This is a genomic window from Microbispora sp. CL1-1 (genome assembly GCF_012034195.1).
Taxonomy (GTDB): Bacteria; Actinomycetota; Actinomycetes; order Streptosporangiales; family Streptosporangiaceae; genus Microbispora.
The window spans coordinates 169,288-194,327 of record NZ_JAATEK010000011.1; the positions used below are offsets into that span (position 1 = coordinate 169,288).

At 72.2% G+C, this 25,040-nt stretch carries 15 protein-coding genes; 8 read left to right on the plus strand and 7 right to left on the minus strand.

The genetic code is table 11. The features are described 5' to 3' along the window. Window positions 1–28: 28 nt before the first annotated feature. From HCK04_RS16440 to HCK04_RS16450, 3 genes are all read right to left on the minus strand, one after another. Window positions 29–2,725: a LuxR family transcriptional regulator gene (locus tag HCK04_RS16440; protein ID WP_142648191.1), complete on the minus strand. Its 2,697-nt coding sequence runs from the start codon at window positions 2,723–2,725 to the stop codon at window positions 29–31. A 141-nt stretch (window positions 2,726–2,866) separates the two neighbouring features. Further along, window positions 2,867–5,104, minus strand: a complete 2,238-nt coding sequence (locus HCK04_RS16445; RefSeq protein ID WP_142648192.1) for a hypothetical protein — start codon at window positions 5,102–5,104, stop codon at window positions 2,867–2,869. Continuing rightward, window positions 5,089–5,502, minus strand: coding sequence for a hypothetical protein (locus HCK04_RS16450; protein ID WP_142648193.1), 414 nt, complete (start codon window positions 5,500–5,502; stop codon window positions 5,089–5,091). The genes HCK04_RS16445 and HCK04_RS16450 overlap by 16 nt, the downstream gene beginning before the upstream one ends. A gap of 161 nt (window positions 5,503–5,663) precedes the next feature. Here HCK04_RS16450 and HCK04_RS16455 point away from each other — a divergent pair, with 161 nt between their 5' ends. Then, window positions 5,664–6,236, plus strand: coding sequence for a UTRA domain-containing protein (locus HCK04_RS16455; protein ID WP_260617291.1), 573 nt, complete (start codon window positions 5,664–5,666; stop codon window positions 6,234–6,236). Here the strand turns inward: HCK04_RS16455 and HCK04_RS16460 are convergent. Together HCK04_RS16460 and HCK04_RS16465 are read right to left on the minus strand one after the other, a co-directional pair. Beyond that, window positions 6,209–7,246 (minus strand): adenosine deaminase, encoded by a 1,038-nt coding sequence (locus HCK04_RS16460; RefSeq protein WP_260617292.1) that lies wholly within the window; start codon window positions 7,244–7,246, stop codon window positions 6,209–6,211. The genes HCK04_RS16455 and HCK04_RS16460 overlap by 28 nt on opposite strands. Before the next feature lie 79 nt (window positions 7,247–7,325). Further along, window positions 7,326–8,399: a trypsin-like peptidase domain-containing protein gene (locus HCK04_RS16465; RefSeq protein WP_142648195.1), complete on the minus strand. Its 1,074-nt coding sequence runs from the start codon at window positions 8,397–8,399 to the stop codon at window positions 7,326–7,328. A gap of 170 nt (window positions 8,400–8,569) precedes the next feature. Here HCK04_RS16465 and HCK04_RS16470 point away from each other — a divergent pair, with 170 nt between their 5' ends. From HCK04_RS16470 to HCK04_RS16490, 6 genes are all read left to right on the plus strand, one after another. Beyond that, window positions 8,570–10,777, plus strand: a complete 2,208-nt coding sequence (locus HCK04_RS16470; RefSeq protein ID WP_142648246.1) for an acyl-CoA dehydrogenase — start codon at window positions 8,570–8,572, stop codon at window positions 10,775–10,777. Window positions 10,778–10,912: 135 nt separating this feature from the next. Then, on the plus strand, window positions 10,913–12,913 hold the full coding sequence (locus tag HCK04_RS41180) for a hypothetical protein (RefSeq protein ID WP_185948979.1): 2,001 nt from the start codon (window positions 10,913–10,915) through the stop codon (window positions 12,911–12,913). Between the two features lie 152 nt (window positions 12,914–13,065). Beyond that, complete coding sequence (locus HCK04_RS43615) at window positions 13,066–13,197, plus strand: hypothetical protein (RefSeq protein ID WP_256862666.1); 132 nt, start codon at window positions 13,066–13,068, stop codon at window positions 13,195–13,197. A 222-nt stretch (window positions 13,198–13,419) separates the two neighbouring features. Then, window positions 13,420–14,898, plus strand: coding sequence for a glycosyltransferase family 4 protein (locus HCK04_RS16480; RefSeq protein WP_260617293.1), 1,479 nt, complete (start codon window positions 13,420–13,422; stop codon window positions 14,896–14,898). A gap of 6 nt (window positions 14,899–14,904) precedes the next feature. Continuing rightward, on the plus strand, window positions 14,905–19,035 hold the full coding sequence (locus HCK04_RS16485) for an alpha-(1->3)-arabinofuranosyltransferase family protein (protein ID WP_205830317.1): 4,131 nt from the start codon (window positions 14,905–14,907) through the stop codon (window positions 19,033–19,035). Further along, a complete protein-coding gene (locus HCK04_RS16490) occupies window positions 19,032–20,015 on the plus strand; it encodes a DUF3068 domain-containing protein (protein ID WP_168065983.1) in 984 nt (327 codons plus the stop codon). Before HCK04_RS16485 ends, HCK04_RS16490 begins: the two co-directional genes overlap by 4 nt. Here HCK04_RS16490 and HCK04_RS16495 read toward each other — a convergent pair. Together HCK04_RS16495 and HCK04_RS16500 are read right to left on the minus strand one after the other, a co-directional pair. Beyond that, window positions 19,956–20,726 (minus strand): class I SAM-dependent methyltransferase, encoded by a 771-nt coding sequence (locus HCK04_RS16495; protein WP_142648198.1) that lies wholly within the window; start codon window positions 20,724–20,726, stop codon window positions 19,956–19,958. The genes HCK04_RS16490 and HCK04_RS16495 overlap by 60 nt on opposite strands. Before the next feature lie 1,902 nt (window positions 20,727–22,628). Continuing rightward, window positions 22,629–23,888 carry an acyltransferase gene (locus tag HCK04_RS16500; RefSeq protein ID WP_260617294.1) on the minus strand — a complete coding sequence of 420 codons (1,260 nt, stop codon included), beginning with the start codon at window positions 23,886–23,888 and terminating at the stop codon, window positions 22,629–22,631. Between the two features lie 215 nt (window positions 23,889–24,103). Between HCK04_RS16500 and HCK04_RS16505 the strand changes: the two genes are divergently transcribed. Next, complete coding sequence (locus HCK04_RS16505) at window positions 24,104–25,030, plus strand: DUF3068 domain-containing protein (protein ID WP_142648200.1); 927 nt, start codon at window positions 24,104–24,106, stop codon at window positions 25,028–25,030. Window positions 25,031–25,040 lie beyond the last annotated feature (10 nt).

Below are 25,040 nucleotides of genomic sequence, written 5' to 3' on the forward strand. Positions count from 1 at the left end.
GGAGATTCATCGGGAGACGCCTAGGTGCTTACCCTGGGTCTCTCACGTTCCCGAATGTCGCGATCAGCGCCGCGCGGGATGTCACGCCCAGTTTGGCGTACAGGTGACTGAGGTGATATTCGACGGTCTTGGTGCTCAGCATGAGCTCGCGGGCGATCTGGCGATTGCTGATTCCGGTGGCGGCCAGCCTCGCCACCGCCTGTTCCTGCGGGGTGAGAGTTCCCCGGCGCCGATGACCGGAGGATGCCCGCAGTCCGCAGGCGGCGAGCTCGCGTTCGCACCTTTCGAGGTACGGCCGGGCGGCCAGCCTCTCCAGCGCGTCGCGAGCGGCCTCCAACTGCTCGGCCGCCAGGGCACGCTTGCCCCATCTCCGCAGGAAGCCGCCGTACGCTAACCGCAACCGGGCGGTCTCGAACGGCATGGAGATCCGTGCGCAGTGGGTGAGACCTTCCTGGAAGGCGGCGTCGGCGGCGGAGTGCCGCTCGCGGAAGGCGAGCAGGTTGCCGCGGACCCGCGCGCAGGCGGCCAGCACCGAGTGGCGGCCGCGCTCCCTCGCGAGCCTCTCGCACGGGACGAGGACGGCCTCCGCCTCCTCGTCCGCGCCGACGGCGATGAGCGCGTCGGCGAGCAGATCCTGCCAGGCGATCACTCCCGGCTCGTGGCTCCCGTCCTGGTGACCGAGGTCCGCGAGCGGCTTCAGCGCGGTGATGACCTGATCATGGCTGCCCTGCGCCGCGGCCAGGTGAGCCTCGGCGCTGCACGCGGTGGTGAGCGCGACGGTGCTGTCCGGACGCACCCCGCACGCGGCCCGGATGTGCGCGGTGGCGTGGTCCCATTCGCCGCGCGCGGCGGGCACGCAGGCGGCGAGGCCGTGAGCGATGGCGGCGAGCCACGCCTGACCGGCGTCGTCGGCGATCGAGGTGGAGATCTCGGCATGCACGACGGCGTCATCCCAATGACCGGCACGATATTCGGCGTACCCGAGCATCGACGCGGCGAGCAGCCGGAACGGCGCCGAGCGACCGGCCGAGGCGGCCACGACTCCGGAGAGGTCTCGCAGTGCTCCCTGGAGGTCGTCGGCCCAGGTGCGCAGCACCCCTCGTCCGCAGATCGCGTCGAGCTCGAAGGGACTGGCGATCTCCGGGTTGGGCAGTGACGGTATGAGGTCGAGCGCCTTGTCTATACTCCCCGAGATGCCGAGGCCGGCGAGCCGGAAATAGCGGGCCATGCCCATGCCCGGCCGGTCGGGCGCCAGCCGCAACGCCTGCTCGGCCCACCAGGCGCCCTGCGCTCCCCGGGATCGCATGCTGCACAGGGCCGCGAGGTTCTCGGCGATCCGGGCCGCGAGCACCGGCTCCTCATCGGGCGCGCAGTGCTTCCACGCGTCCGTCAGCAGCTCGAAGGCGTCCTCCAGCCGTCCGGTCACATAGGCCACCGCGCCACGGGCGTATCCGCTGACGGCCGCGGGGCAGGTCTCGGGCAGCTCCGTCGTCAGCGTCACCGCCTCGCCGACCTGCCCGTCGAGGAGCAGCGCTTCGATCGCGTCGGCGGTCAGCCGTGCTCGCTCGTCCTCCGCCGGGGCCAGCCGCGCGGCGCGGGTGAGGTGGACGGCGGCGCTGGACCACAGGCCCGCGTTCGCCTCCCGCCGAGCGAACGCCGCGAACTCCGCCACCAGCGTGTCATCAGGGTGAGCGGTCGAGTGGAGCCGATGGTTCAGCCTCGCCAGCTCGTCACCGACGATCTCGGCCGCCCTGCCGTGCAGGGCCATGCGGAGCGCGGGTCCCAAGTCCTGGTAGACCGCGGCCTGGATCAGCGGGTGAGGAAAGGCGACCACGATGCCGTTGCCTGTGGAACGTTCCTCTAGCAGGTGCGCCGCCACGGCCTCGTCGAGGGCGGCCACCGGATGGTCGAGGGCGGCCAGCCGCGCGGCCTGCCACAGGGGAGCGGACGCGCCGAGCACGGACATGGCCTCCACGAGGTGCTGGGTGCGGACAGCACTGCCGGCGAGGCGCGACAGGACCAGCATGGCGTACGAACGAGGCGCCGGCAGGGGTGACCCGAGATCGGCGAGGAGCTCTCCCGGCACCTGTTCGAGCAGGGCGCGGGCATGGAGGGGATTTCCGCTCGTATGGTCACGCAGCCGCGAGGCCACCCGCAGCGGCAACGGCGTCTCGCTCAGCCCCTGGATGTCTTCGGCGGCGAGCCCGGCCAGCGAGATGCGCGCGGTGGACTCGGCCGCGAGCAGCCGGCGCAGGCCCTCCGGCAGGCGCTGGTCGGCGGGATCGCGCACGATGACGATCGCCATGATCCGGTCGACACGCAGCCGCCGCAAGGCGAAGGTGATCGCGTGCAGCGAGGCGGTGTCCGCCCAGTGGGCGTCATCGAGGACCAGCACCAGCTCGCCCCGGTCCTGCAGATCGCCCAGCTTCTCCAGCAGGGCCGCCCCCGCCTCCAACGGGTCCGCGGGGACGGCGTCCGCCTTGTGCAACTGGTCGAAGGTTCCGTACGAGAGCGTCGACTCGTTCTGCTCTCCGCTCGCCCACAGCACCGTGAGGCCGGGATGGCGACTCAGGAACCGCCGGACCAGCGCGGTCTTGCCGATCCCCGGCTGCCCGTCGACCAGTAGAATCCGCGGTGATCCCGCCCGCACCCCGGCCAGCTCCGCGTCCAGCCTCGCCAGCTCGGCCGCGCGTCCGACGAATGAGACGATCCTGTGCGGCGACATGATGATCACCTCCGCTGGTGCGGCCCACCGTGACTGTACGACAGGTGCAAACCCGGAGAAATCCCCTAGCCGAGGTGGAGCCGGGACGCCCACGGGCCGGCCCGGACGGCGGCCGCTTCCGTGGCCGCCGAGCCGGTCGCTTCAGTGGGTGGGCGTCGAGCCGATGACGACGTCGATGCCGGCGGGCTCGGTCATGCGCTCGTGTGCCCGGTCCTTGAGCCTGACGGCCTGCCGCTCGCTTTCGAGCAGGGTCTTCCGCATGGCCTCGGCGTCCTCGATCTCCCGCATGGTCGTCTGGTCGGCGGCGCTGGTGACGCCCTGGACGACCTCGGCGTGCGTCCCGTCGGTCGGCATCAGCTCCGTCCAGGTGGCCAGGCAGTGGGCCGCGCCGGGAAGCTCGCGGCCCTCTTCGGCGAGGTCGGGCAGCTCGTCCGGTTGTCCGATGAGGTCGGTCCGGAACTGCCGCAGATCGTCGATGACCACGTCGAACCGCTTCTCGATCTCCGGTCGCAGCGGCCTGCTGACGGCCTTGCCGAAGATCCAGCGCAGGGCCTGGCGCTCCATTCCGGGTCGTACGGGCAGGTAGAGCTTGGCCCAGCTCGCGTTGACGAAATCGGAGGGGTCGCGCTCCGGCTCACGGGCGGCACCACCCGACCACCAGCTCGGGAAGGCTTCGAACGAGGCGCGTTCCCAGTCGAAGACCCGCTGCCAGTGTTCGATCTCCCAGCACTCGTCGCGCACGCTCGCGGGGAAGTGCTGCTCGATGATCTGGGACACCATCTCGTTGACCGGATTGAGGCCCTGCCTGAGCCGCGCCTCGAACGCGTCGCCCTCCTCGTGGGCCGCCCGCACGGCGGCGTCGCGGGCGTCCTCCCATGCCTTGAGCGCCGTACGGTACGCCGTGAGATCGTCGTTGTACTTGGTGTTCTCCCCGGTCTCCTGGACGATGGTCGGCTTCTCCCTGAACCGCGCCTTGACCTGGAAGTCGATGCCGGGGCCGCCGAACCAGGAATCCGCACCGATGTGGACGCGGACCTTGAGCCCGCCGTCCGTGGGGTAGGGCGTGCCGGTGATCCAGTGACTGACCTTGGGACGGCGGGAGAAGATCGCGATGCTGTTCTGGACGAAGCCGGTGTCGCCATCCCACTCGAAGGCAGCGTCGTACGGGATGAGGACGTCGTATTCGGCCCTCATGTCGCCGCTGAACCCCCAATTGTCGGCCGGTGTCACGGCTGACGCGAAGACCTTGGTCGCCGCCGTCGTCTGCACGGGCCCGGCCACGGGCTCGGGCTTCTTCGGCTCCTGCGGCCGGGGCGGCAGCGCGCGCAGGGCCTTGTCGATGATCGCCTGGCGGCCGGCCCGGATCTTGTCGAAGAACGTCTGCGCGGGATCCTTGACGCAGGGTGCCCAGCACAGGCGCACGCCGTACCGCTCCTGCCGCAGCTGGAGGCGCTGCAGCACCTTGAAGTAGTGGAGGGTCAGAGGGGTCGTCCGGTTCGGGTTGCGGACGGTGCGCTTGGCCGTCGTCTCCAGGCCCGTCTCCGTGACGAGCTTGAAGTCCACCTTGTGCTGGGCGCGATAGCGGGCGGCCACCTTGGAGCTGGCCGTCTGACTGTCCTTGACAGTGCGGCTGCGGCTCTCCTGGTGCGCCTCGGTCACGTTCCTGCTGTACGCGATGGTGTGGCTGGCGTTGAACTTGCCCCAGAAGAACTCCGGGCTCTGATAGGAGCCGGTGTGGGTGGCGTTCAGTCCTGAGCTGTCGGTGAGGTTGCGCTGCCGCTGGAACCCCTCCTGGATCTCCGTGCTCAGCGAGCTGACCAGCTCCAGGTCGAACTGGCGCTCGGTCTCGTTCTGCTCTTCGAGGGTGAGCTGGCGCTTGGTGTAGGTCTTCTGCTCCAGCACGACCTCCTCACCCGGGGCCAGCGCGAGGGCGTACACATGCTCTCCCAGCGCGAACCCGACCGGCCGGACACAGGTGCGGTCGAGGAAGGCGAAGCCGAGGTCGGACCTGAGCATCCCGGCCACGAACTCCACGTCCTGCGTTCCCAGCAGCGTCGGCCGGGAGGTCGGCGGCTCCCCGACGGTCATCGTCGACTCCGTCTGCGGCAGCCGTTCCTTCGCGTCGTCCAGGGCGTTCAGCGACCACAGGTCCGGCAGATTCAGGGCGTCGATGGCGTCCAACAGCCGGTCGCCGACCGATGAATACCGCAGCACCTCGATGAGGAGCCGCTTGGTGTAGAAGGGCAGGATCGGGGTGATCCCGTCGCCGTAGGTAAGCAGTACGGGCACGAAATAATTCGAATAGACATAACGGTCGGAGAAGCCGGCCGTGAAGGAAAGCCCGCCGGTGTCGATTCCCGCAACTATGGCCTCGCCCATGTGCTAATCCCTCCTGTGAACATCTTGTTGGGTCCCTTGTGGTGCCGGATGGCGTCGATCAGCAGCGGATCGAGGCCGAGCAGGAACTCGCGGAAAGCCCCGTCCTCGTCCACGGTCCGGGCCGTCAGGCCGAAGAACTCGTCCGCGATCCCGAGCCCGGCCAGCAGGGAGATCAGGTCGTACACGTTCGACGACGTGATCCGGGCTTCCATCGCCCGCAGCACGCGATCGCGCGTCAGCCGGCGGGTGGCGTTGGCCCTGACGTAGCAGGCGACCGTCAGCGCGACGAACTCGACCCGCGGATCGGGCGTGCGCTCCCCGTAGACACCACGCAGCAACGGCTCCGGTAACGCCGGCACCGAGTATCCGTAGCTCAGCATCACCTGCCGGTCCGCCATCGCCCTGCCTCTCCGATCGCGCGTGAGACGCAGGCTAAGCGGCGCGTCGGCGGCGGCGCCTCGGGTTGCGGCCCAGGGATTCCTCTAGGGAGCGCTTCCCCGATCGTCGGCTTTCGGGCATGGCGAGTACTGTCGGGGCGGTACGTGGGAGGGGATCCGCTGTGGGGGAACTGGACGTCGTGGGGGAGCCGAGAGTGCTGGTGCGGCGGTCGTTGCCGTCGGAGCCTGCCGTACGGGGATCGGCCTCGTTGTTCCTGACGGAGGCCCAGCGGCAGGGCGTGCGGGCCGGGCGGCGGATGCTGTACGTCGGCCCGGAGCCCGCGTCGGAGCACGTGGCCGCCGGGCTGCGGGTCGAGCCGGGCACGCCGGTGCTGGCCCGGCGCAAGCTGCTGCTCGCCGGCGACGTGCCGGTGCGGGTCGCCACGAGCTTCCTGCGGCTCGACCTCTTCGCGGACACCCCGCTGTGCGAGCCGGGCTTCCTCTCGCCGAGTCTGCAGGCGCGTATCGAGGAGCAGGGCCACCGGTTCGGACGGGCGGAGGAGCATCTGGTCGCCCGGCCGCCCCGGGACGAGGAGGCGGCCACGCTGCGCCTGGACCCGGGAGAGTGGGTGGTCCAGATCGTACGGGCCGCTTATTCGGCCGACGACCTGCCGATCCACGTCCTGGAGACCATCTGCGCCGCCTCCCGGCACGTCTTCGACATCGCTCAGGTGAGCGGCGCCGACGAGTTCTGAGCGTACGCGTCGATCTCCGCGAGCAGCGCCGACTTGCCCTCGGTGCCGAGGAAGGACGCATCCACGGCGGCGCGGGCGAGGTCGGCGACGCCCTTCTCGTCTAGGGAGAGCAGCTCGGCCGCCACGGCGTACTCCCGGTTGAGGTCGGTGCCGAACATCGGCGGGTCGTCGCTGTTCACAGTGACCGGCACCCCGGCCGCGACCAGCGCGGGCAGCGGATGCTCGGCGAGGCTGGGCACGGCCCGCGTGCAGACGTTGGAGGTGGGGCAGACCTCCAACGTGATCTTGTGCTCGGCCAGGTGTTCCAGCAGCGCCGGGTCGCCCACGCTGTGGATGCCGTGCGCGATCCGTTCCGCGCCGAGGTCGCGTACGGCCTGCCAGACGTAATCGGCGTCGGTGACCTCGCCGGCGTGCGGCACCGAGTGGAGCCCGGCGGCGCGGGCCGCGGCGAAGTGCGGGGCGAACTGCGACCGGGACACGCCGGTCTCCGGGCCGCCGAGGCCCAGGCTGACCAGGCCGTCGGGCCGCTGGTCGAGCGCGATGGCGAGCGTCTGGTCGGCGGGCGGGCCCGGGATGCCCGGGATGTCGAAGCACCAGCGCAGCACGGTGCCGAAGTCCGCCTCGATCCTGCGGCGGGCGTCCTCGATCACCTCGCAGAACTCCTGCGGGGCGAAGCCCCGGACGAGCTGGGAATGGGGCGTCACGGTCAGCTCGGCGTACCGCACCTGCTGGGCGGCCAGATCGCCGCCCACGCCGTAGGTCAGCGTCCACAGGTCTTCGGGGGTCCGCACCAGGTCCACGACCTGCAGATAGACCTGGAGGAAATGGGCGAAGTCGCGGAAGTCGTAGAAGGCCGCGAGCTCGGCGGGGTCGGCGGGCACGGGCGTTGATCCCTCATATCGGGCGGCGAGCTCGGCGACGATGCGCGGGGACGCCGCGCCGATGTGGTGGACGTGCAGCTCCGCCTTGGGCAGCCCGGCGATGAACGTGGTGAGTCGCGGTGAGATCACGGGATCGAACGTATCGAGCAGGCAGGAGCCGCCTCCAAGTGTTTCCGCGCTATCTCACAGCACTTTGTCAGGATCAGGCTCATCCTCCGGCCGGGAGCTCGCTGAGCACGACGGTGACCGTCTTCTTGCTGCCGTCCGGCAGCATCAGCTCGACCTTGGCCCTGTCGCCCGGCTTGAGCGTCACCAGGACCTGTGCCAGGTCGGTGGCTGTGGGCGTGGGCGTGCCGTTGACCTTCAGGATCACGTCGCCGGCGCGGATGCCGGCCTTGTCCGCGCCGCCGCCGGGGGCCACGGAGCCGACGGCCACGCCGATCGGGTCGCCGTCCGCGTTGACCGCCGTGCCGACCCGTACGCCGAGGGCGGCCCGATGGCTGTTGACGACCCGGCCGTACCGGATGATCTGGCGGGCGATGTCGGTCGCGGTGTCGCTCGGGATCGCGAAGCCGAGGCCGGGCGCGGTGCCCTGGTTGGGATCGACGGCGGCCAGCGTCGGGATGCCGATGACCTGGCCGGACAGGTCCACCAGCGCGCCGCCGCTGTTGCCGGGGTTGATGGGCGCGGAGGTCTGGACGGCGTTGGTGATGGTCGCGGCACCGCCGCCGGCGTGCCTTTCGCCCGTCACGGTGCGGCCCAGGGCGGACACGATGCCCTGGGTCACACTGCCGGAGAAGCCGAGCGGGTTGCCCATCGCGAGCACGATCTGGCCGACCTTGAGGTCGGCGGAGCGGCCGAAGACCGCGGGTGTCAGCCCGGTCTTGTCCTCGACCTGGATGATGGCCAGGTCGCCGGGGGGATAGGAGCTCACCAGCCTGGCCCTCCTCGGCTTGCCACCCGTCGCCAGCGTGACCTGGAACGTCGTCGACGCGCCCACGACGTGGGCGTTGGTCAGGATGTGGCCGTCGGTGTCGTAGACGATGCCCGAGCCCAGCGCCTGCCCGGTGGTGATCTGCACGATCGACGGGAGGACGCTCTTGATGACCTGCTCGTACGTCGTCTCCAGTTCGAGCGGGCGGGTCGGCAGGGGCGCGGCCGTTCCCGTCTTCGGAGGGGCCGTCGGAGAGGCGATCTCGGATCCCGGCGAGCATCCCGCCGCGACCAGCACGGCCACGGCTGGGGTGGCGACCGTGCGGAGGACCTTCCGTGAGAGCTGCATAGTCCCCTGTCTACCTGCGCGTACGGTCGCCGCAAGGCGGCACGCCGGGACCGGCGCAGCTCATGACGGGTGCCGGGAACGGCCGATACCCGAGCCCGGCGGAACCCGGCCTAGCCAGCGAATATTCCTCTAGAATATGGTTCTACAAGGACCTAGTGCTGGAGGATCTTATGGCGATCGGGCTGAGCGAGGAGCACGAGGCGCTTCGCGAGTCGGTGACCGGATGGGCCGAGCGGGCCGTGCCCGCCGACCTCGTGCGGAGCACGGTGGGCGTCCTCGCCGATCCGGGAACGGAGGAGCGCCCATCCTTCTGGCCCGCCCTCGCCGGCCAGGGGCTGCTCGGGCTGCACATCCCCGAGGAGTTCGGCGGCTCCGGCTATGGCCTCCTGGAGGCGGCCGTGGCGATCGAGGCGCTGTCGGAGCGGGTGGCGCCCGGCCCGATCGTGCCGACCGTGCTCGCCAGCGCCGCGATCCTCGCCTCCGAGGGCAAGGCCCAGGCCGAGCTGCTGCCCGGGCTCGCGGACGGGTCGCTGACCGGCGCGGTGGCGCTCGACGCCGAGATCACCGGGGTCCGCGACGAGGACACGCTGACGATCAGCGGCGCGGCCGGGTACGTCCTCGGCGCGACGGTCGCCGACGTGCTGGTCCTGCCGGTGGCCACGGACGGCGGCGAGGAGTGGGTGGCCGTCGACGCCGCCCAGGCGACGGTCACCGCGGTCAAGTCGCTCGACCTCACCCGTGGCGTGGCCAAGGTCGAGCTGGACGCCGTACGGGTGCCCGCCGAGCGGGTGCTGATCGGCCTGACCGGCGCCGAGGTGCGGAACGTGGCCGCGATCGTCCTCGGAGCGGATGCCGCCGGGGTGGCCGCCTGGTGCGTGTCCGCAGCGGCGGACTACGCCAAGGTCCGGGTGCAGTTCGGCCGCCCGATCGGCCAGTTCCAGGGCATCAAGCACAAGATCTCGCGGATGCTGGTCGCGCTGGAGCAGGCGCGGGCCACCGTCTGGGACGCCACCCGGGCGGACGGCGCCGAGCGCGACTACGCCGCCGCGATCGCCGCCGTCATGGCGCCCGACGCGGCGGTGCAGTGCGCCAAGGACGCGATCCAGACGTTCGGCGGCATCGGCTACACCTTCGAGCACGACGCGCACCTCTACTACCGCCGGGCGCTGACCCTCCGCGCGCTGCTCGGCTCCTCCTCCGAGTGGTCCGACCGGGTGGCCGGGCTCGCGCTCCAGGGTGTCGCCCGGGAGATGGAGATCGACCTGCCGGAGGAGTCGGAGCCGCTGCGCGCGTCCATCCGGGCGGAGCTCGCCGAGATCGCCGCCCTGGAGGGCGCCGAGCAGAAGCGGGCACTGGCCAAGGCCGGTTTCGTCATGCCCCACCTGCCCAGGCCCTGGGGCCGCGCGGCCTCCCCGCTGGAGCAGGTGCTCATCCACCAGGAGGTCAGGGCGGCCAAGATCAAGCCGCCGCAGATGATCATCGGTGCGTGGGTGGTGCCGTCGCTGGTCACGTACGGCACGCCGGAGCAGCAGGAGCGGTTCCTGCCGCCGACGCTGAGCGGCGAGCTGATCTGGTGCCAGCTCTTCTCCGAGCCGGAGGCCGGCTCCGACCTCGCGTCGCTGCAGATGAAGGCGGAGAAGGTCGAGGGCGGCTGGAAGCTCAACGGCCAGAAGATCTGGACGTCGGTGGCGCACGTCGCCGAGTGGGCCATCTGCATCGCCAGGTCCGACACGTCCAAGCCCAAGCACGACGGCATCACCTACTTCCTCGTGAACATGAAGGCGCCCGGCGTCACCGTGCGGCCGCTGACCGAGATGACCGGGGAGAACCTCTTCAACGAGGTGTTCCTCGACGACGTCTTCGTGCCGGACGAGATGGTCGTCGGCGAGGTCAACGAGGGGTGGCGGGTCGCCAGGAACACGCTGTCGAACGAGCGGGTCTCGCTGTCGTCCGGCTCGGGCGGCACCGGCGCCTCCGTACCCGACCTGCTCGGCCTGGCCGGCCGGCTCGGCCGTGAGCTCACCCCCGCCGAGCGGCAGGACCTCGCCCGCGTCGTCTGCGAGGCGCACTCGATCAACGCCCTGTCGCTGCGGGTGACCCTCAAGCAGCTCGCCGGCAGCGAGCCGGGCGCCGACGCGTCGGTGCGCAAGCTGCTGTCCACCGCGCACGCGCAGCACGTCTCCGAGGTGGCGGTCTCGCTGCTCGGCCCGGCCGCCGTCACCGCCGCCGACTGGAAGCTCGGCGACGCCGGCTACTGGAACCGCGCCGTGCTCGCCACCCGCGCGATGACGATCTACGGCGGCACCACGGAGGTGCAGCTCAACATCATCGCCGAGCGCATGCTCGGCCTGCCCCGCGACCCGGAGCCGGGCAAGTAGCCCTCAGGTGACCGGCCGGTCACCCGGGCCACCGGGCACCCGGGTGACCTGCCATTAGCCTGTACGACTATGTGGCGGCCCTTCCGGTTTGCGCGCCTTGGCCTCGCCGGGCGTGACGGTGCCACCCTTGGGGCGGTGCTCGTACGGCTGGGGCCCGCCCTGCTCGGCCTGGCGTTCGGGGTGCTGGCGCTCGGGCCCGCCCTGGGACCGGGATTCGTCCTGCGCTACGACATGGTCTTCGTGCCGGACCCGCCGGTGCACCTCGGCGACGGCTTCCCCAGGGCCGTGCCGAGCGACCAGGTCGTGGCGGTGCTGTCGGCCGTGATCCCGGGTGAGATCGTGCAGAAGGCGATCCTGCTCGGGCTGTTCGTGCTGGCCGCCTCGGGCGCGGCGGCGCTCGCGCGCGACGCCCTGCCGGGGAGCGGGATCGTGCCCCGGCTGGCCGCGGCGGCGTTCTACGCCTGGAACGCCTATCTGGCCCAGCGCCTGCTCATCGGACAGTGGGCGCTGCTGCTCGGATATGCCGGGCTGCCCTGGGCCGTGCGCGCGGTGTCGCACGCCGGGTCGCACGCCGGGTCGCACGCCGTGTCGCGTGGCGGGGCCGTGCGGCTCGCGGCGGCCCTCCTGCCCGCCGCCATAGGCGGGTTCCAGGCCATGCTCGTGAGCGCTCTGACCGTGCTCCCGGTGGCCGCGCTGTGCCGGCGGGACGGTGGCGGGGAGGGCGGCAGTGATGGCGGCGAGGGAGACGGCCGTGATGGCGGCGAGGGAGACGGCCGTGATGGCGGCGGGGGAGGCCGGGTGCGGGCGGTGCTCTCGTCGGTGTCGCCGCCACTGGGCGTCCTCGCCGTGCTCAGCCTGCCGTGGCTCGTCCCTGCGCTCACATCGGTGATCGGGGCGGACACCGCGGCCGACCCCGCCGGGGTGGCCGCCTTCGCGCCCCGGGCGGACGGGCCCTTCGGAACGCTCGGCAGCCTGCTCACGCTCGGCGGCATCTGGAACTCCCGCGCCGCCGTGCCGGGACAGGACATGCCCGCGCTCGCCGCCGTCCGCCTCGCCCTCGCTCTCGTCGCGATCGCGGGGTTCGTGCGGCTCGGGTTCGTGCGGTTCGGCTTCGCGCGGCTTGGGTTCGTGCGGCGGCCCGCGTGGTGGCGGGGTCTGGCCGCGGCGGCGTGCGCCGGTGTCGTGATCGCGTGCGCCGGGGCGTTCGCGCCGGGCGTGCCGCGCGCTCTGATCGGCTGGTGGGCGGGGTTCGGCCCGCTCCGCGACGGCCAGGCGTACATCGCGCCGCTCGCGCTGGCGCAGGCCGTGGGGGTCGCGGTGGCGGTGACGGCCCTGCGCGCCGCGATGCCGGCTCCGGTCGCGGCGGCCACAGTGGTGGTGCCGGTGCTGGCCCTGCCGACGTTCGCGCTGGGCGCCTTCGGCAGGCTCGGGACGGCCGAGTATCCCGAGGAATGGCGCCGTGTGCAGGCCATCGTCAACGGGGATCCCGCGCCCGGCGCGCTGCTGTCGCTGCCCTGGAGCGCCTACCGGGCGTTCGCGTGGAACGGCGGCCGGGTCGTCCTCGACCCCGCCACCAAGATGTTCTCCCGGCCCGTGGTGTGGAACGACGGGCTCGTCGTCGGCACGGGTGACGGGACGCGGATCCGGCTGGCCGCCGAGAGCCCGCGCGCGCGGCGCATCGGCGCGCTGCTGGCCGCTCCGGAAACGGCGCCAGGGGCACACGCAGCCTTGCCCACTGCGTCGAGCACTGCGTCGCCCACCGTGCCGAGCACTGCGTCGCCCACCGTGCCGAGCACTGCGTCGCCCACGACACCACCCACGACACCGCCCGCAACGTCGGTCACCGTGTCGCCCATTGCGTCGCCCATCGAGCCGCCCGCAGCGTCGCCCACGACGCGCACCGTGCCACCCGCGGTGTCCACAGTGTCGCCGACAGTGCCGCTCGCGACGCCGCCCACTGTGTCGGCACTTGTGCCGCCCACGGCGTCGCTCACTGCGTCGCTCACAGTGGCGCTCCGGCGGGAGGGGGTGCGGTATGTGCTCGTGGAAGGAATCGATGAGAACACGTTCTTGTCTCGGTTCCCGGGGGTGACCTCCGTATACAGAGGCCGGGAACTTCTCCTGATACGCCTGTGAACTGGGAAGACCTGCGCCTCACGGCATACTGGACGGTAAGTCTTTTTATCACGGTTTGACCAAGGCTCTGGTGTAGGAGCTGTATCACGTTCTAATCTCGGCGCACCGTACATACCGCTAGGCACTGTGCGTTCCGACAAGGAGGAAGCCACGTGTTGAAGGTGCTGGCTGCTCTCGCGGTCGGGGCCGTGCTCGCCGGCGTCGCCTCCGTGGCGGTCGTCAACGTGGCCGCGCCCACCGCCGAGCCGCCGAACAAGCCGCTCTACAACTACGGCGACAGGTGAGCGCACCAGACCTGACGCCCGTGCCATAAGGACTTTCTCGAAAAGGACTCCCCGCGAAGACCCAGTTCGTCAGGGGCGTGGCTCCGCCATGCCCTCATGCGTCCGTGCCCCGGTTCACCCGCACCGCCCCGCCCGCCGCACCCGGACCACCCGTACGGGCGGCCACGTCGCGCGGTGCCTCCCCGAACTCCCCGCAGAGACGCGTCACCCGAAGGAGTGGTCGTGGTCGCACAGGGTGCGAAGGCGAAGTCCTCGGGGCGCCCGGCCCCCTCTCTCGAACCGCCCGGCAGGCCGCATCTGGCGGCCACCGGCACGGTCGCGGCACCGGCCGCCGTTCCGCTGCTCGACGGCGTACGCGTGGCCGTGCTGAACTTCCGCGAACCGAGCCAGACCGTCGCGGGCGGCGCGGAGGAGTACGCCTGGCGAGTCTCGGCCTACCTCGTCGGTCAGGGGGCGCGCGTCCACTTCCTCACCAGCCGGGAGCGCGACCAGACCCGCGGCGAGGCGCGTGACGGCATCGAACTGCGCCGGATGGGCAACAAATACCTGGTCTACCTTCTCGTCCCGCTCTGGCTGCTGATGCACCGCCGCCGGTTCGACGTCATCATCGACTGTATGAACGGCATCCCGTTCTTCTCGCCGGTCGTGGCGCGCCGCCGTACGCGGGTGATCTGCGTGGTCCACCACGTGCACGACCGGCAGTTCTACGCCTTCTTCCCCCGGTGGCTGGCGCGGATCGGCTGCTTCATCGAGGGGCCGGTGGCGCGGCTGCTCTATCGGCGGTGCACGACGGTGACGGTCTCCGAGTCGTCCCGCGACGAGATGCGCGCGCGGCTGCGCTGGCTGGCGCCGATCGAGGTGGTGCCCAACGGCAGCCCGACCGCGCGGCCCGTCGCGCGGGAGCCGGTGCCCGGCGACCCGGCCGTCGTCTACCTCGGCCGCCTGGTCGGCCACAAGCGCGTCGAGCGGGTCGTCGAGCTCGCCGCCGAGCTGGCGCCCGCCCGTCCCGGCCTGCACGTCCACGTGATCGGGCGGGGCCCCGAGCACGACCGGCTGGCCGAGCGGGCGGGCAGGCCCGACGTGGCCGGACGCGTCCACCTGCACGGATTCCTGCCCGAGAGGGAGAAGAACGCGGTGCTGAGCGGCGCCAGGCTCAACGTCACGGCCTCGGAGTTCGAGGGCTGGGGGCTGACCGTGATCGAGGCGGCCGCGCTCGGCGTGCCCACCGTCGCCTACGACGTGGCCGGCCTGCGCGACTCCGTACGGCACGGCGTGACGGGGTGGCTGGTGCGCGACGGCGAGCGGCTCGCCGACGTGGTCGGCCAGGCGCTGCGCGAGCTGGACGACCCCCTGACCAGGGCGCGGATGGCGCGGGCATGCCGCCAATGGGCGGGCGAGTTCACCTGGGGGAAGACCGGGGCGGCGATGACCAGGCTGGTGGCCGGCGAGCTCGACCGGCTCCCCGCGCGAACCCCCGGCGACGGCCCCGTGAAGTCCGGCTCCCAGAAGTCCGGTTCCGTGAAGTCCCGCCCCGAGACCGGCTCCGAGAAGTCCCGCCCTCAGAAGTCCGGCGCTGAGAAGTCCGGCCCCGAGACCGGCTCTGTGAAGTCCCGCCCTCAGAAGTCCGGCGCTGAGAAGTCCGGCCCCGAGAAGTCCGGCCCCGAGACCGGCTCTGTGAAGTCCCGCTCCGAGAAGTCCTGAGCGCCCGTGTCCGTCGACGTCTCGGTCCACCCGAGGGAGCCCGGCTCCGCCCGGGAAGCGGTGACCCGCACGCCGGAGGCGCCCGGCGAGGCTCCCGCCTCGGCCGAGCCCGCCGCGGGCTCGGCGGGCTCGCCGGGCCGTACGCTGCGGCACCGGCTCCGGTTGCTGGCGGGCTGCCTCCTGCTGGCGGCAGTCGCGTTCAACACCGCGCCCGGCGCGGTGATCTCCGAGACCAAGCTCGACATGGCGGTGAACCCCCTGGGGTTCCTGTCGCGCGCGCTCCACCTGTGGGATCCGGCCTACTTCGGCCACCTGCAGAACCAGGCGTACGGCTATCTCTTCCCGATGGGGCCGTTCTACGTGCTCTTCCGGGCCCTGGACATGCCGGCCTGGGACATCCAGCGGCTCTGGATGTCGCTCGTGCTGTGCGCGGCGTTCCTCGGCACCGAACGGCTGGCGCGGGCGATGGGCATCGGCTCGCCCGGCACCCGGCTCCTCGGCGCGCTCGCCTACGCCCTGGCCCCGCACGCGCTGGCGCTGATCGGGATCAACTCCTCGGAGTTCCAGCCGAGCGCCGTGCTGCCGTGGGTGCTGCTGCCCCTGGTGCACGGCACGCGGGAAGGGGCGAGCCCGCGCCGGGCCGCCGCGCTGTCGGCCGCCGCGTTCCTGTTCGCGGGCGGCGTCAACGCGGCGGCGGAGCTGGCCGTGCTGGTCGTCCCGCTGCTCTACCTGCTCAGCCGCCGCCACGGTGGGCGCAAGTGGGCCCTGCTCGGCTGGTGGCTGCCGTTCGTCGGCCTCGTGTCGATGTGGTGGCTCGTCCCGCTGCTGCTGCTCGGGCGCTACATCTTCTCGTTCCTGCCGTTCATAGAGACGGCGTCGGCGACCGCCAGCGTCACCTCCCTGGTGAACGCGCTGCGCGGCACGTCGAGCTGGATCTCGTTCCTGCCGGTGGACGGGCAGCCGTGGCTTCCCGCGGCCTACGACCAGGCGACCGTGCCGTGGCTGGTCGCCGCGACGGCGCTGGTGGCAGGGCTCGGGCTGACCGGCGTCGTCCGCAGGGCCACCCCCGAGCGGACGTTCCTCGCGCTGTCCGTGATCGCCGGTCTCGTGATCGTCACCGCCGGGCACGCGGGCGACCTCGCCCACCCCTGGACCGGCCAGGTCAGGGACCTGCTCGACGGGCCGCTCGCGCCGTTCCGCAACCTGCACAAGTTCGACGCGCTGATCCGGCTGCCGCTCGCGCTCGGACTCGCCGCGCTTCCCGTAGCGGGCCCGGTGCGGCTGCGCAGACCCGTCACCGCCGTGGCGGCCGGGCTGCTCGCGCTCACGCTCGTGCCGGTCGGTACGGCCGGGGTGACCGCTCGTGGTGCCTTCGCGGACATCCCCGCCTACTGGCGAGAGGCGGCGGCCTGGCTGAACCGCAACACGGGCGACGGCATGGTGCTCGCCATGCCCGGCTCGGCGCGGGGCGAATACCTGTGGGGACGTCCGCTCGACGAGCCCATGCAGTCGCTGCTGACCGTGCGCTGGGCGACCCACGCCAACGTGCCGTGGGGGTCGCCCGGCCTGGCCCGGCTCGTGCAGGCGGTGGACGAGTGCTTCGCCACCGGGCACGGCTCGCCGGGTCTCGCCGAGGCCCTGCGCCGGGCCGGGGTGACCTACCTGCTCATCCGCAACGACCTGGTCAGGGAGGCGCTCGGCACCGCCTGGCCCGCCCGGGTGCACCAGACGCTGCAGGACTCGGGGCTGACCAGGACCGCCGAGTTCGGGCCGCTGGTGGGCCTGACCGCGAACGGCACCGCCTCGGGCTGGCTCGACCAGCCCTACCCGGCGCTGGAGGTCTACACGATCCCTGGGACGGCCCCGCTCGCCTCGATCGTGCCCCGCGCGGGCACGCTGCACGTGGAGGGCGCCCCCGAGGCCATGCTCGACCTGGCCGAGGAGGGACTGCTCACCGGCGACCGCCCGGTGCTCGTCGGCGACGAGCCGGGCGCGGCGCAGATCCCCGCCCGCGACACGATCCTCACCGACACGCTGCGCAAACGCGACATCGTGTTCGGTGACGTGCGGCGCATCGCGTCGGCGACGCTGACGGAGGGCCAGGCGCCGGTCACCACCGATCTCACCGACCCGGCCTGGTCGTCGGCCACCTCGACCGCCCGCTATCTCGACGTGAAGGACGTCACCGCCTCGTCGGCGGACTCCGCCGTGACCGCCGCCGTGGGCCAGCGCGACCCGGGGCGGCAGCCGTACGCCGCGCTGGACGACGATCCGCGCACGGGCTGGCGGTCGGACGGCTGGAAGGGCGCGGTCGGGGAGTGGCTGGAGGTCCGCTTCACCGGCCCGGTGGACCTGACCGAGATCTCGGCGGCCTTCGAGCAGGGGACGCTCGGCCCGCCGGTGGCCGAGGTCGCGCTGGAGACCGAGCGCGGCGTCCGTCGGGTGGCGGTGGCGCGCACCGACGCGCTCCAGCCGCTGCGCCCGGTGCCCGGGACGAGCTCGTGGCTGCGGATCCGGGTGACCCGGCTCGCGTACGAGCCGAAGACGGCGCTCGGCAGCCGGGTCGGCATCACCGACCTGCGCATCCCGGGCGTACGGGCGGTGCGGACGATCTCGGTGCCCGACGTGTCCGGCGAAGATCCGGGCACCGTGCTGCTCACCAAGCGGGGGGACGCCGACGCGTGCATGCGGGGCTCGGTCACCTGGACCTGCTCCTCGCGGCTGCAGATCATCGGCGAGGACGGCTATGGCTTCGACCGGCTCGTCCCGGTGGCCCGCGCCGGCGTGCGCACGGTGCGCGGGCAGGCCGTGCTCAGCGATCCGAAGGCGGCGGACCTGCTCACCACGCTGCCGGACCGCTATCCCCACGTCACCGCGTCGTCCACCGCCACCGAGCACGGGGCCGTGCTGGGCCGCCAGGCGATGGACGGCGACCCGGCGACGCTGTGGTACGCCCAGCCGTTCGACCGGCATCCGACGCTGTCGATCGACCTGGGCGAAAAGCGGAGCTTCTCCCGGATCCGGGTGCTGTTCCCCGACTCGGCGCAGGGCATCCCGCCCGTGAAGCTCACGCTGCGCGCGGGGGAGAGGGCCGTGCAGGGGTGGGTGGACAGAGACGGCGTGTTCACCTTCCCCGCGGTGAAGACGCGGACGTTCACCATCGAGTTCACCGCGCCCGCCTCGCGCCCGATCGAGGTGGCCGAGATCGCCATCCCCGGCGTGAAGCCCCTCGGCGGCCTCGGCGCCATCCCGCTGCGGCTGCCCTGCGGCTATGGCCCGACGCTGCGGGTGGACGGCGACGACGTGCCGACCCGGGTGGTCGGCGGCACGCTCGACGACGTGCTCAACGGCCGCCCGTTGACCTACTCGGGCTGCGCGCCCGTGCACCTGACCGAGGGCCGCAGCAGGGTCAGCGTGGCGCCGGGCGACGCCTTCCGGGTGCGCTCGGTGGTGCTGGACGACGGAGCGGAAGCCGAACACGAGAAGGTGACGGCCACCCCCGCCACGGTGACGTCATGGGGGCCGCAGGAGCGCCGCCTGCGGGTGGCCGCAGCCGCGCCGTCCTATCTGGTGGTCAACGAGAACTACAACGCCGGCTGGCAGGCGTACCTCGACGGCGTGCGGCTGACCCCCGCACGGCTCGACGGCTGGCGGCAGGCCTGGGAGCTGCCGTCCGGCGGCGGCGAGGTGGTGCTGCGCTACGAGCCCGACCCGGCCTACCGCGCGGCGCTGCTCGCCGGGCTGGGCCTGGCCCTCGTGGTGGTGGCCCTGGCGCTGGTGCGGGGCCGGTCGCGCCTGCGCGCCACCGGGCCGGGCCGCGTCCGTGTGCTGTGGGTGTGGATCGCCGCGCCGGTCGCCGGGCTGTGGGCCGGAGGCGTGGCGGGCGTGGCCGTCGTCGCCGCCGCGCTGGCGGCGTTCCTGTGGCTGCGCGGGATCGCCGCCGCTCAGCACGCCGATCCGACCCGTTTCCGGGTCTTCGCCCGCCATGCCGCCTCCGCGTGGGTGGCGCTGGTCGCGCTCGGTCTCGCCGGGCTCGCCCAGGCCGCCGGGCAGGGCCTCGCCGCCGACGCGCTCTGTCTCGTCGTGCTGGCCCGGCTGCTGGCCGCCGTACGGGACGAGGGAGGGGTGAGCCGGTGACGGACGCGTTCGTGCGGCTGCGGCGCCCGCTCCTGCTGGCGGGCATCGCCTTCCTGGTCACCGTGGGGGCGCTGTTCCACTTCTACGTCTATCCGCGGACCACGGTCATGCCGTTGGAGCAGACCCGCGTGCAGCGGCTGGTCTCGCCTTCGGCCACCTATCTCGACACCGCGACCTTCCGCCTGCACCGCGACGTGCCGGTGCAGAACACGGTGGCCGTCTATGGCGATCCGCGGGCGGGCGACGACCACACGGCCGTGTGGGTGGAGTTCTCCTCGCTCGACACCCGGGACGGCGAGCGCGTCGACTATCACGAGCGCCGCACGGCCTTCGACCGGCGCACCGGTCTTGCCGTCGACTGCTGCGCGGCCTATGTGGACGAGGATCCCGGCGTGCGGCAGACCGGGCTGGCCTTCCGGCTGCCCGCCCGGGCCGAGCCGCGCTCGTACGCGATGTTCGACCCGCTGCTGCGGCGGGAGGAGCAACTGCGGTTCGAGCGCGAGGAGACCGTCGCGGGCGTGCCGACCTACCGCTACACCTACTCGGCCGGGCCGGTGAAGACCGCCGATCTGCCCGGCCCGGTGCCCGGCACGACGGTCGGCATGCCGGAGGAGGAGCGGGTCGCCGTGGCGAGATACACCGAGATCACCCGGACGATCTGGGTCGAGCCGGAGAGCGGTCTGACCGTGCGCACGCAGGAGCGGCGGCGCGACACGCTGCGCACGCCCGACCAGGTCGAGCGGCTGGTCGCCTTCGACGCCGACCTGACGACGAGCACCGCCGAGGTGTACGCCTTGGCCGGGGAGGCGGCCCGGTTCCGCCGGTGGATGCTGCTGACGCGCGAGTGGATCCCGCTGGGGTGCGGGCTGCTGGCGATTCTGCTGGCCGGCGGCTACGCGATCGGCGTCCGGCCGGGAAGGTCAGCGGCGGCGCAGCACGAGCAGCAGGTTCCAGGTCACGATCTCGCGAACGCCGGGTAGATGGATCACCGGGGTCGCCCAGCGAGGGTGGTAACGCGGCAGGGCGTCGACGAGGTCGGCGCCGGGATGCCGCCTGGCCCACGCGAGCGCCCGGGCCACCGAGACGGCGTACAGGCTCGTGCCGTACACGTTCTTGGGGGAGCGGCCGTGGCGGCGCGCGTAGCGGCGCGCGGCGTGATGTCCGCCCAGGTAGTGCCACGGCGAGGTCTCGTGGCCGCCCCACGGCGACAGCCAGTTGGTGAACGACAGGTAGACCAGGCCGCCCGGCCGCGTCACCCGCACCATCTCGTCGCCCATCCGCCACGGATCGGGCACGTGCTCCAGCACGTTGGAGGAGAAGCAGACGTCGACGGATCCGGTCTTCATCGGCAGGTCGAGGGCGCTGCCGAGCACCGCGCCGTCGGGGATGGCGCCGGTGCGCGCGCTCATCTCCCCGGCGTCGCAGTCGACGCACACCGGCCGCGCGCCCACGGCGCGCAGCGCGTCGGTGAAGTAGCCGGGCCCGCCGCCGACGTCGGCGACGAGCGCGCCGTCGAGGTCGGCGTACGCCGCGAGCTGGGCGACGGTGTCCCGGGCGAGCAGGCCGTAGAAGAAGTCGGGGTCGGTCTGCTCCTTGCGGAAGGCGCTGAACAGGCGGATCGAACGGGCCAGGTCGGCGCGGAACGGCTCGGCGTGCACGACGTCCCTCTCCTGTCGGGTGCGCCGGAGCATAACATCCCCCTTTGTCCCACGGCGCTGGGAGAATTCCGATGACTCAGACCATGCGTACGGAACGGCCCGGGGCCCTGCCGGGATGGCGGGCGGGCCTGCGGAACCCCGTCATGATCGCGGGCGTCCTGCTGGTCGTGGCGTCGCTGGCGGTGCGGATCCCCGTGCTGACGTCGTCGTCCTTCGTGGAGGACGACTTCCTGTTCGTGGGCGACGCCTACGAGCACTCCTTGACGTTCGACTTCCTGTTCCGCGTCCACAAGGGCCACCTGATGCCAGGGGCGCTCGGGCTCACCTGGGTGCTGTCGCGGCTGTCGCCGTACGACTGGCTGCTGGTCTCGGCGGTCACGCTCGCCGTCCAGGCGGCGGTGGCGGCGATGCTGCTGCGGCTGCTCGTGCGGCTGTTCGGCACCCGGCCCGGGATCCTGCTGCCGCTCGCCTTCGCCCTGTTCTCGCCGCTGACGGTCCCGGCCTTCGGCTGGTGGTCGGCCGCCATCAACGCGGTGCCGCTGCAGCTCACGATGGTCATGGCCCTGGCGGCCCAGGTCAGGTGGGCCGGGGAGGGCGGGGCGCGGCACGCCCGCCGGGCGTTCTACTGGGTGCTCGCCGGCATGGCGTTCAGCACGAAGGGGGTCTTCGTCCCGTTCCTGCTGTTCGCGCTCACCACGTCGCACCTGCGGCCGTGGGCGGGCCCGTGGATCGCGCTCATGCTGCGCGAGCTGCGCTCCCACTGGCGGCTGTGGGGCTCCTACGTGCTGCTGATGGGCGGATACGCGGCGCTCTACCTGGCCCGGCGCGGCACCGCGCCGGGCGAGGGCGCGGCCGTCCCGGCTCCGGGTGACGCGGCGAGCCTGCTGGGCCGCCTTCTCGGCCAGGTCTTCCCGGCCGGGGTGGTCGGCGGGCCGCTGTCGTGGGGCCCGGTGCTGCCCAACGGCGGGCTGGCCGACCCCGGCCCGCTGCTGGTGGCCGCGGGGTGGGCCGTGCTCGCCGCCCTGGTGGTCGCCACCGTGCTGTGGCGGCGGCGGGCCGTACGCGCCTGGGTGATCCTGGCGGGCTACCTGGTGGCCGCGGACGGCGTGCCCACGGCGATCGCCCGCGGCACCGGGCTCGCCCAGGTCGTCGGCTCCGAGACTCGTTATGTCGCGGACGCCGCGATCGTGCTCGCGGTCTGCCTGGGGCTCGCACTGCTGCCCGCCCGGGACGAGACCGCGCCCTACCGCCGGCCGATTCCCCCCGGGAGCGGGCTGCCGACGGCGGCGGGCCTCGTCGCGGGCGCCTATCTCGCGATGTCGATCGTGTCGATCCAGAACTACCGCGACACACTGTCGGGCGACCGGGTGCGGGCCTACCTGGCCGCCGTACGGGCCTCCCTCGCCAAGACGCCGGACACGGCGGTGATCTACTCCAGCCCGCTGCCCGAGGACATCGTGCTGCCGTGGAACGGCAACCGCAGGCTCAGCCACCACCTGCTGGCCCCGCTCGCCCGGCCCGCGCTGCGCGCCCGGATGCGGGTGCCCGAGCCGTCGGAGCACGCGCTCGTCTTCGACGACAAGGGCGGGCTCGCGCCGGTCGAGGTGAAGGCGTCGGTCGGGGTGCTGCCGCCGGGGGACCGCTCGTGCTTCCCGCTGTTCGGCGACGCGATCTTCTTCCCCGACGTCGTCTCGTTCGGCGGGCCCGGGCCGGTCGCCGGGCTGGCCTACACCGCGAAGCGGGACGGCACCGGCAGCTACGAGATGAGCGGGCAGCAGGGGCGGTTGCGGTTCCATGCCACCGGATCCAGTGGCGCGCTGGTGCACTTCCCGGTCACGGCCGTCGGCAAGGGGCTGCTGATCCGGCTGGACGACCCGGCGGCGGTCTGCCTGAAGGGCTTCGCCTACGGCGACCCCGTGCCCGGCGCGCCCGCCCCTACGGACGCGGTGACGCCGCCGTCTCCGTCTCCTTCCCCGTCGCCCTCGCCTTCTGTGAAGAGATCTCCGTCTCCGTCTGTGTCCCCCTCCGCGTCCCCCTCCGTGAAGAGGTCGCCCGGAGGGCGAGGCGCCTCGCCGGCTCCTCGACGTAGCGATGGGTGAGCGTGGCCAGCAGCAGCGTGAACGCGCCGACCACGACGAGGTTGCCGGCGAAGTTCCCGCTCCACGGCCGCTGCTCGGTGAAGTCGTACCAGAGATAGAGGGCCACGAACTGCCACAGGAACACGCCGTAGGACACCCGGCCGAGGAAGCGCATCACCCGGCTGCCCAGGAAGCGCCCGTACGGCGAGCCCCCGGCGGGCAGCAGCGCGGCCGGGGTCACCAGCCCGGCCGCCACGGTGGCGTACAGGGCCAGCTCCGACAGGTCGGCCCACACGCCGTCCACGCCGCTGAAGCGCGTGCCGGTCAGCGGCGAGGCCGCCACGGCGTACGCGAGCGCGGCGACGAGCAGGAACGAGCCCGCCGACGCGCCCGCCGCCCGGACGAACCGGTGCGCTGGGCCGTCCTCGCGGGTCTCTTGGCGGGCCCACTCGGAGACGACGGCCAGCGCCATGCCGATCGCGAAGAACACCCAGGCTCGGGGCAGCCAGGTGTTCAGGTAGGGCCGATAGACGGGGAAATAGGTGAGCAGCGCCCACGCGAACGACGACGCGGCGAGCACGGCGACGCCGGTCAGCAGCCGCCGGGCGCGCCTGCCGAGATCGGGACCGCCGCGCCGCGCGTACGCCGCCAGCACGGCGGCGACCAGTGGCAGCAGCACGTAGAACGCGGCCTCGACGCACAGGCTCCACATCTGGGCGAGCCCGCGCGGCCCGAGGCCGAACCACCAGGGGTGGATCTCGTAGGTCTGGCCGAGCAGCAGCAGTTGCAGCCACGTCTTCACGTCGCCGAGGTGCGGCCCGGCCCACAGCGTCATGGCCGCGACCACGACCAGCCAGTACGCCGGGAGGATGCGCAGGGCGCGCTTGACCAGGTAGACCCGGGTGCTCGGGGGACGCTCCCCGAGCAGCGCGGCACGCGCGTAGGGCCGGTAGAGGAGCAGCCCGGACAGCGCGAAGAAGATGGGCACCGCGACGTCGCCCCGGGCGAGCAGGCTGCTGAAGAAGTTGTCGTGCAGCGCCGCCGCCGACTCGATCGCGACATGGAACACGAGGACGGCGATGGCAGCGAGCGCCCGCACACCGTCGAGGGCGTCCACATGTCCGGCAGGCACCTGACCGGAAAGCACCGGTGTGTCACGAACAGGTTGCGAACCGGCCGGTAACATGTCACGAGTCGCCGTCGAGCTAGAACCTGTTTCGGTCACTTTTCCGCATCCCTCGTGACGTTGGTCACCGCCCCGTCTAACATACAGCGAAATAGGAACGTGTTTCAGGACAAATAGGTAGTATCTGGCCTGCCCCAGGAGGAGCGATGCGCCGCGGATTGGGAGTGGTCCTCGTAGGACTCGGGGCGTTCCTCGTCGTTCTCGCGCCGCTGCTGAGATTCCAGGTCGCGGACAAACTCGTGCAGGCGCCGGCGAACCAATACAGCGTCACGCGGCTGACCGCCGAAAACGCCCGCTACTTCAGCATGCGCGACCTGAAGGTCCTCACCGGCACCCTCGACATCACGGTCACGACCAGGGGCGATGTCAAGGAGGCCAAGGACGACCACGTCGTGTGGGACCAGTTCACCAACGCCAACGACGTGACGAACAACAATCCGCAGATCTCCATGACGCAGTTCCGCAGCGCGTTCAACAAATACAACGGCCAGGGCGTCACCTGCTGCGGCACGAGCGTGAACAGCGGTTCCGGCGCGGAGCCGGTGCAGTTGCAGGGCCAGATCTTCCTGTTCCCGTTCGGCGTCGAGAAGAAGACCTATCAGGTGTTCAACACCGACACCCGCAAGGCGTACGACGCGACGTTCGACGGCGAGGACACGATCGACGGCCTGCCGGTCTACCGGTTCGTGCAGAAGATCCCGCCGACGCCCGTCGAGCAGCTCAGCGCGCCCGCCTCCGTGCTCGGCATGAAGGGGACGGGCGACATCCAGGTCGACCGTGTCTACGACGGCGTGAACACCTTCTGGGTCGAGCCGACCACCGGCGTCCCGGTCAAGCAGGAGCAGCAGCGCCACGAGGTGCTGAAGACGGCCGACGGCGTCGAGCGCATGCCCGCCCTCATCGCCACCGCCTCGTTCACGCCGCAGACCATCGGCGAGCTCGTCAAAACGGCCCGGGACAACATCGCCCAGATCACGCTCATCAAGACGACGCTCCCCCTGGTGTCGCTCATCCTCGGGCTCGCGCTCGCCGTCGTCGGAGTGTGGCTGCTGCGGCCGGGCCGCGCGGACTGACCCGGGAAGC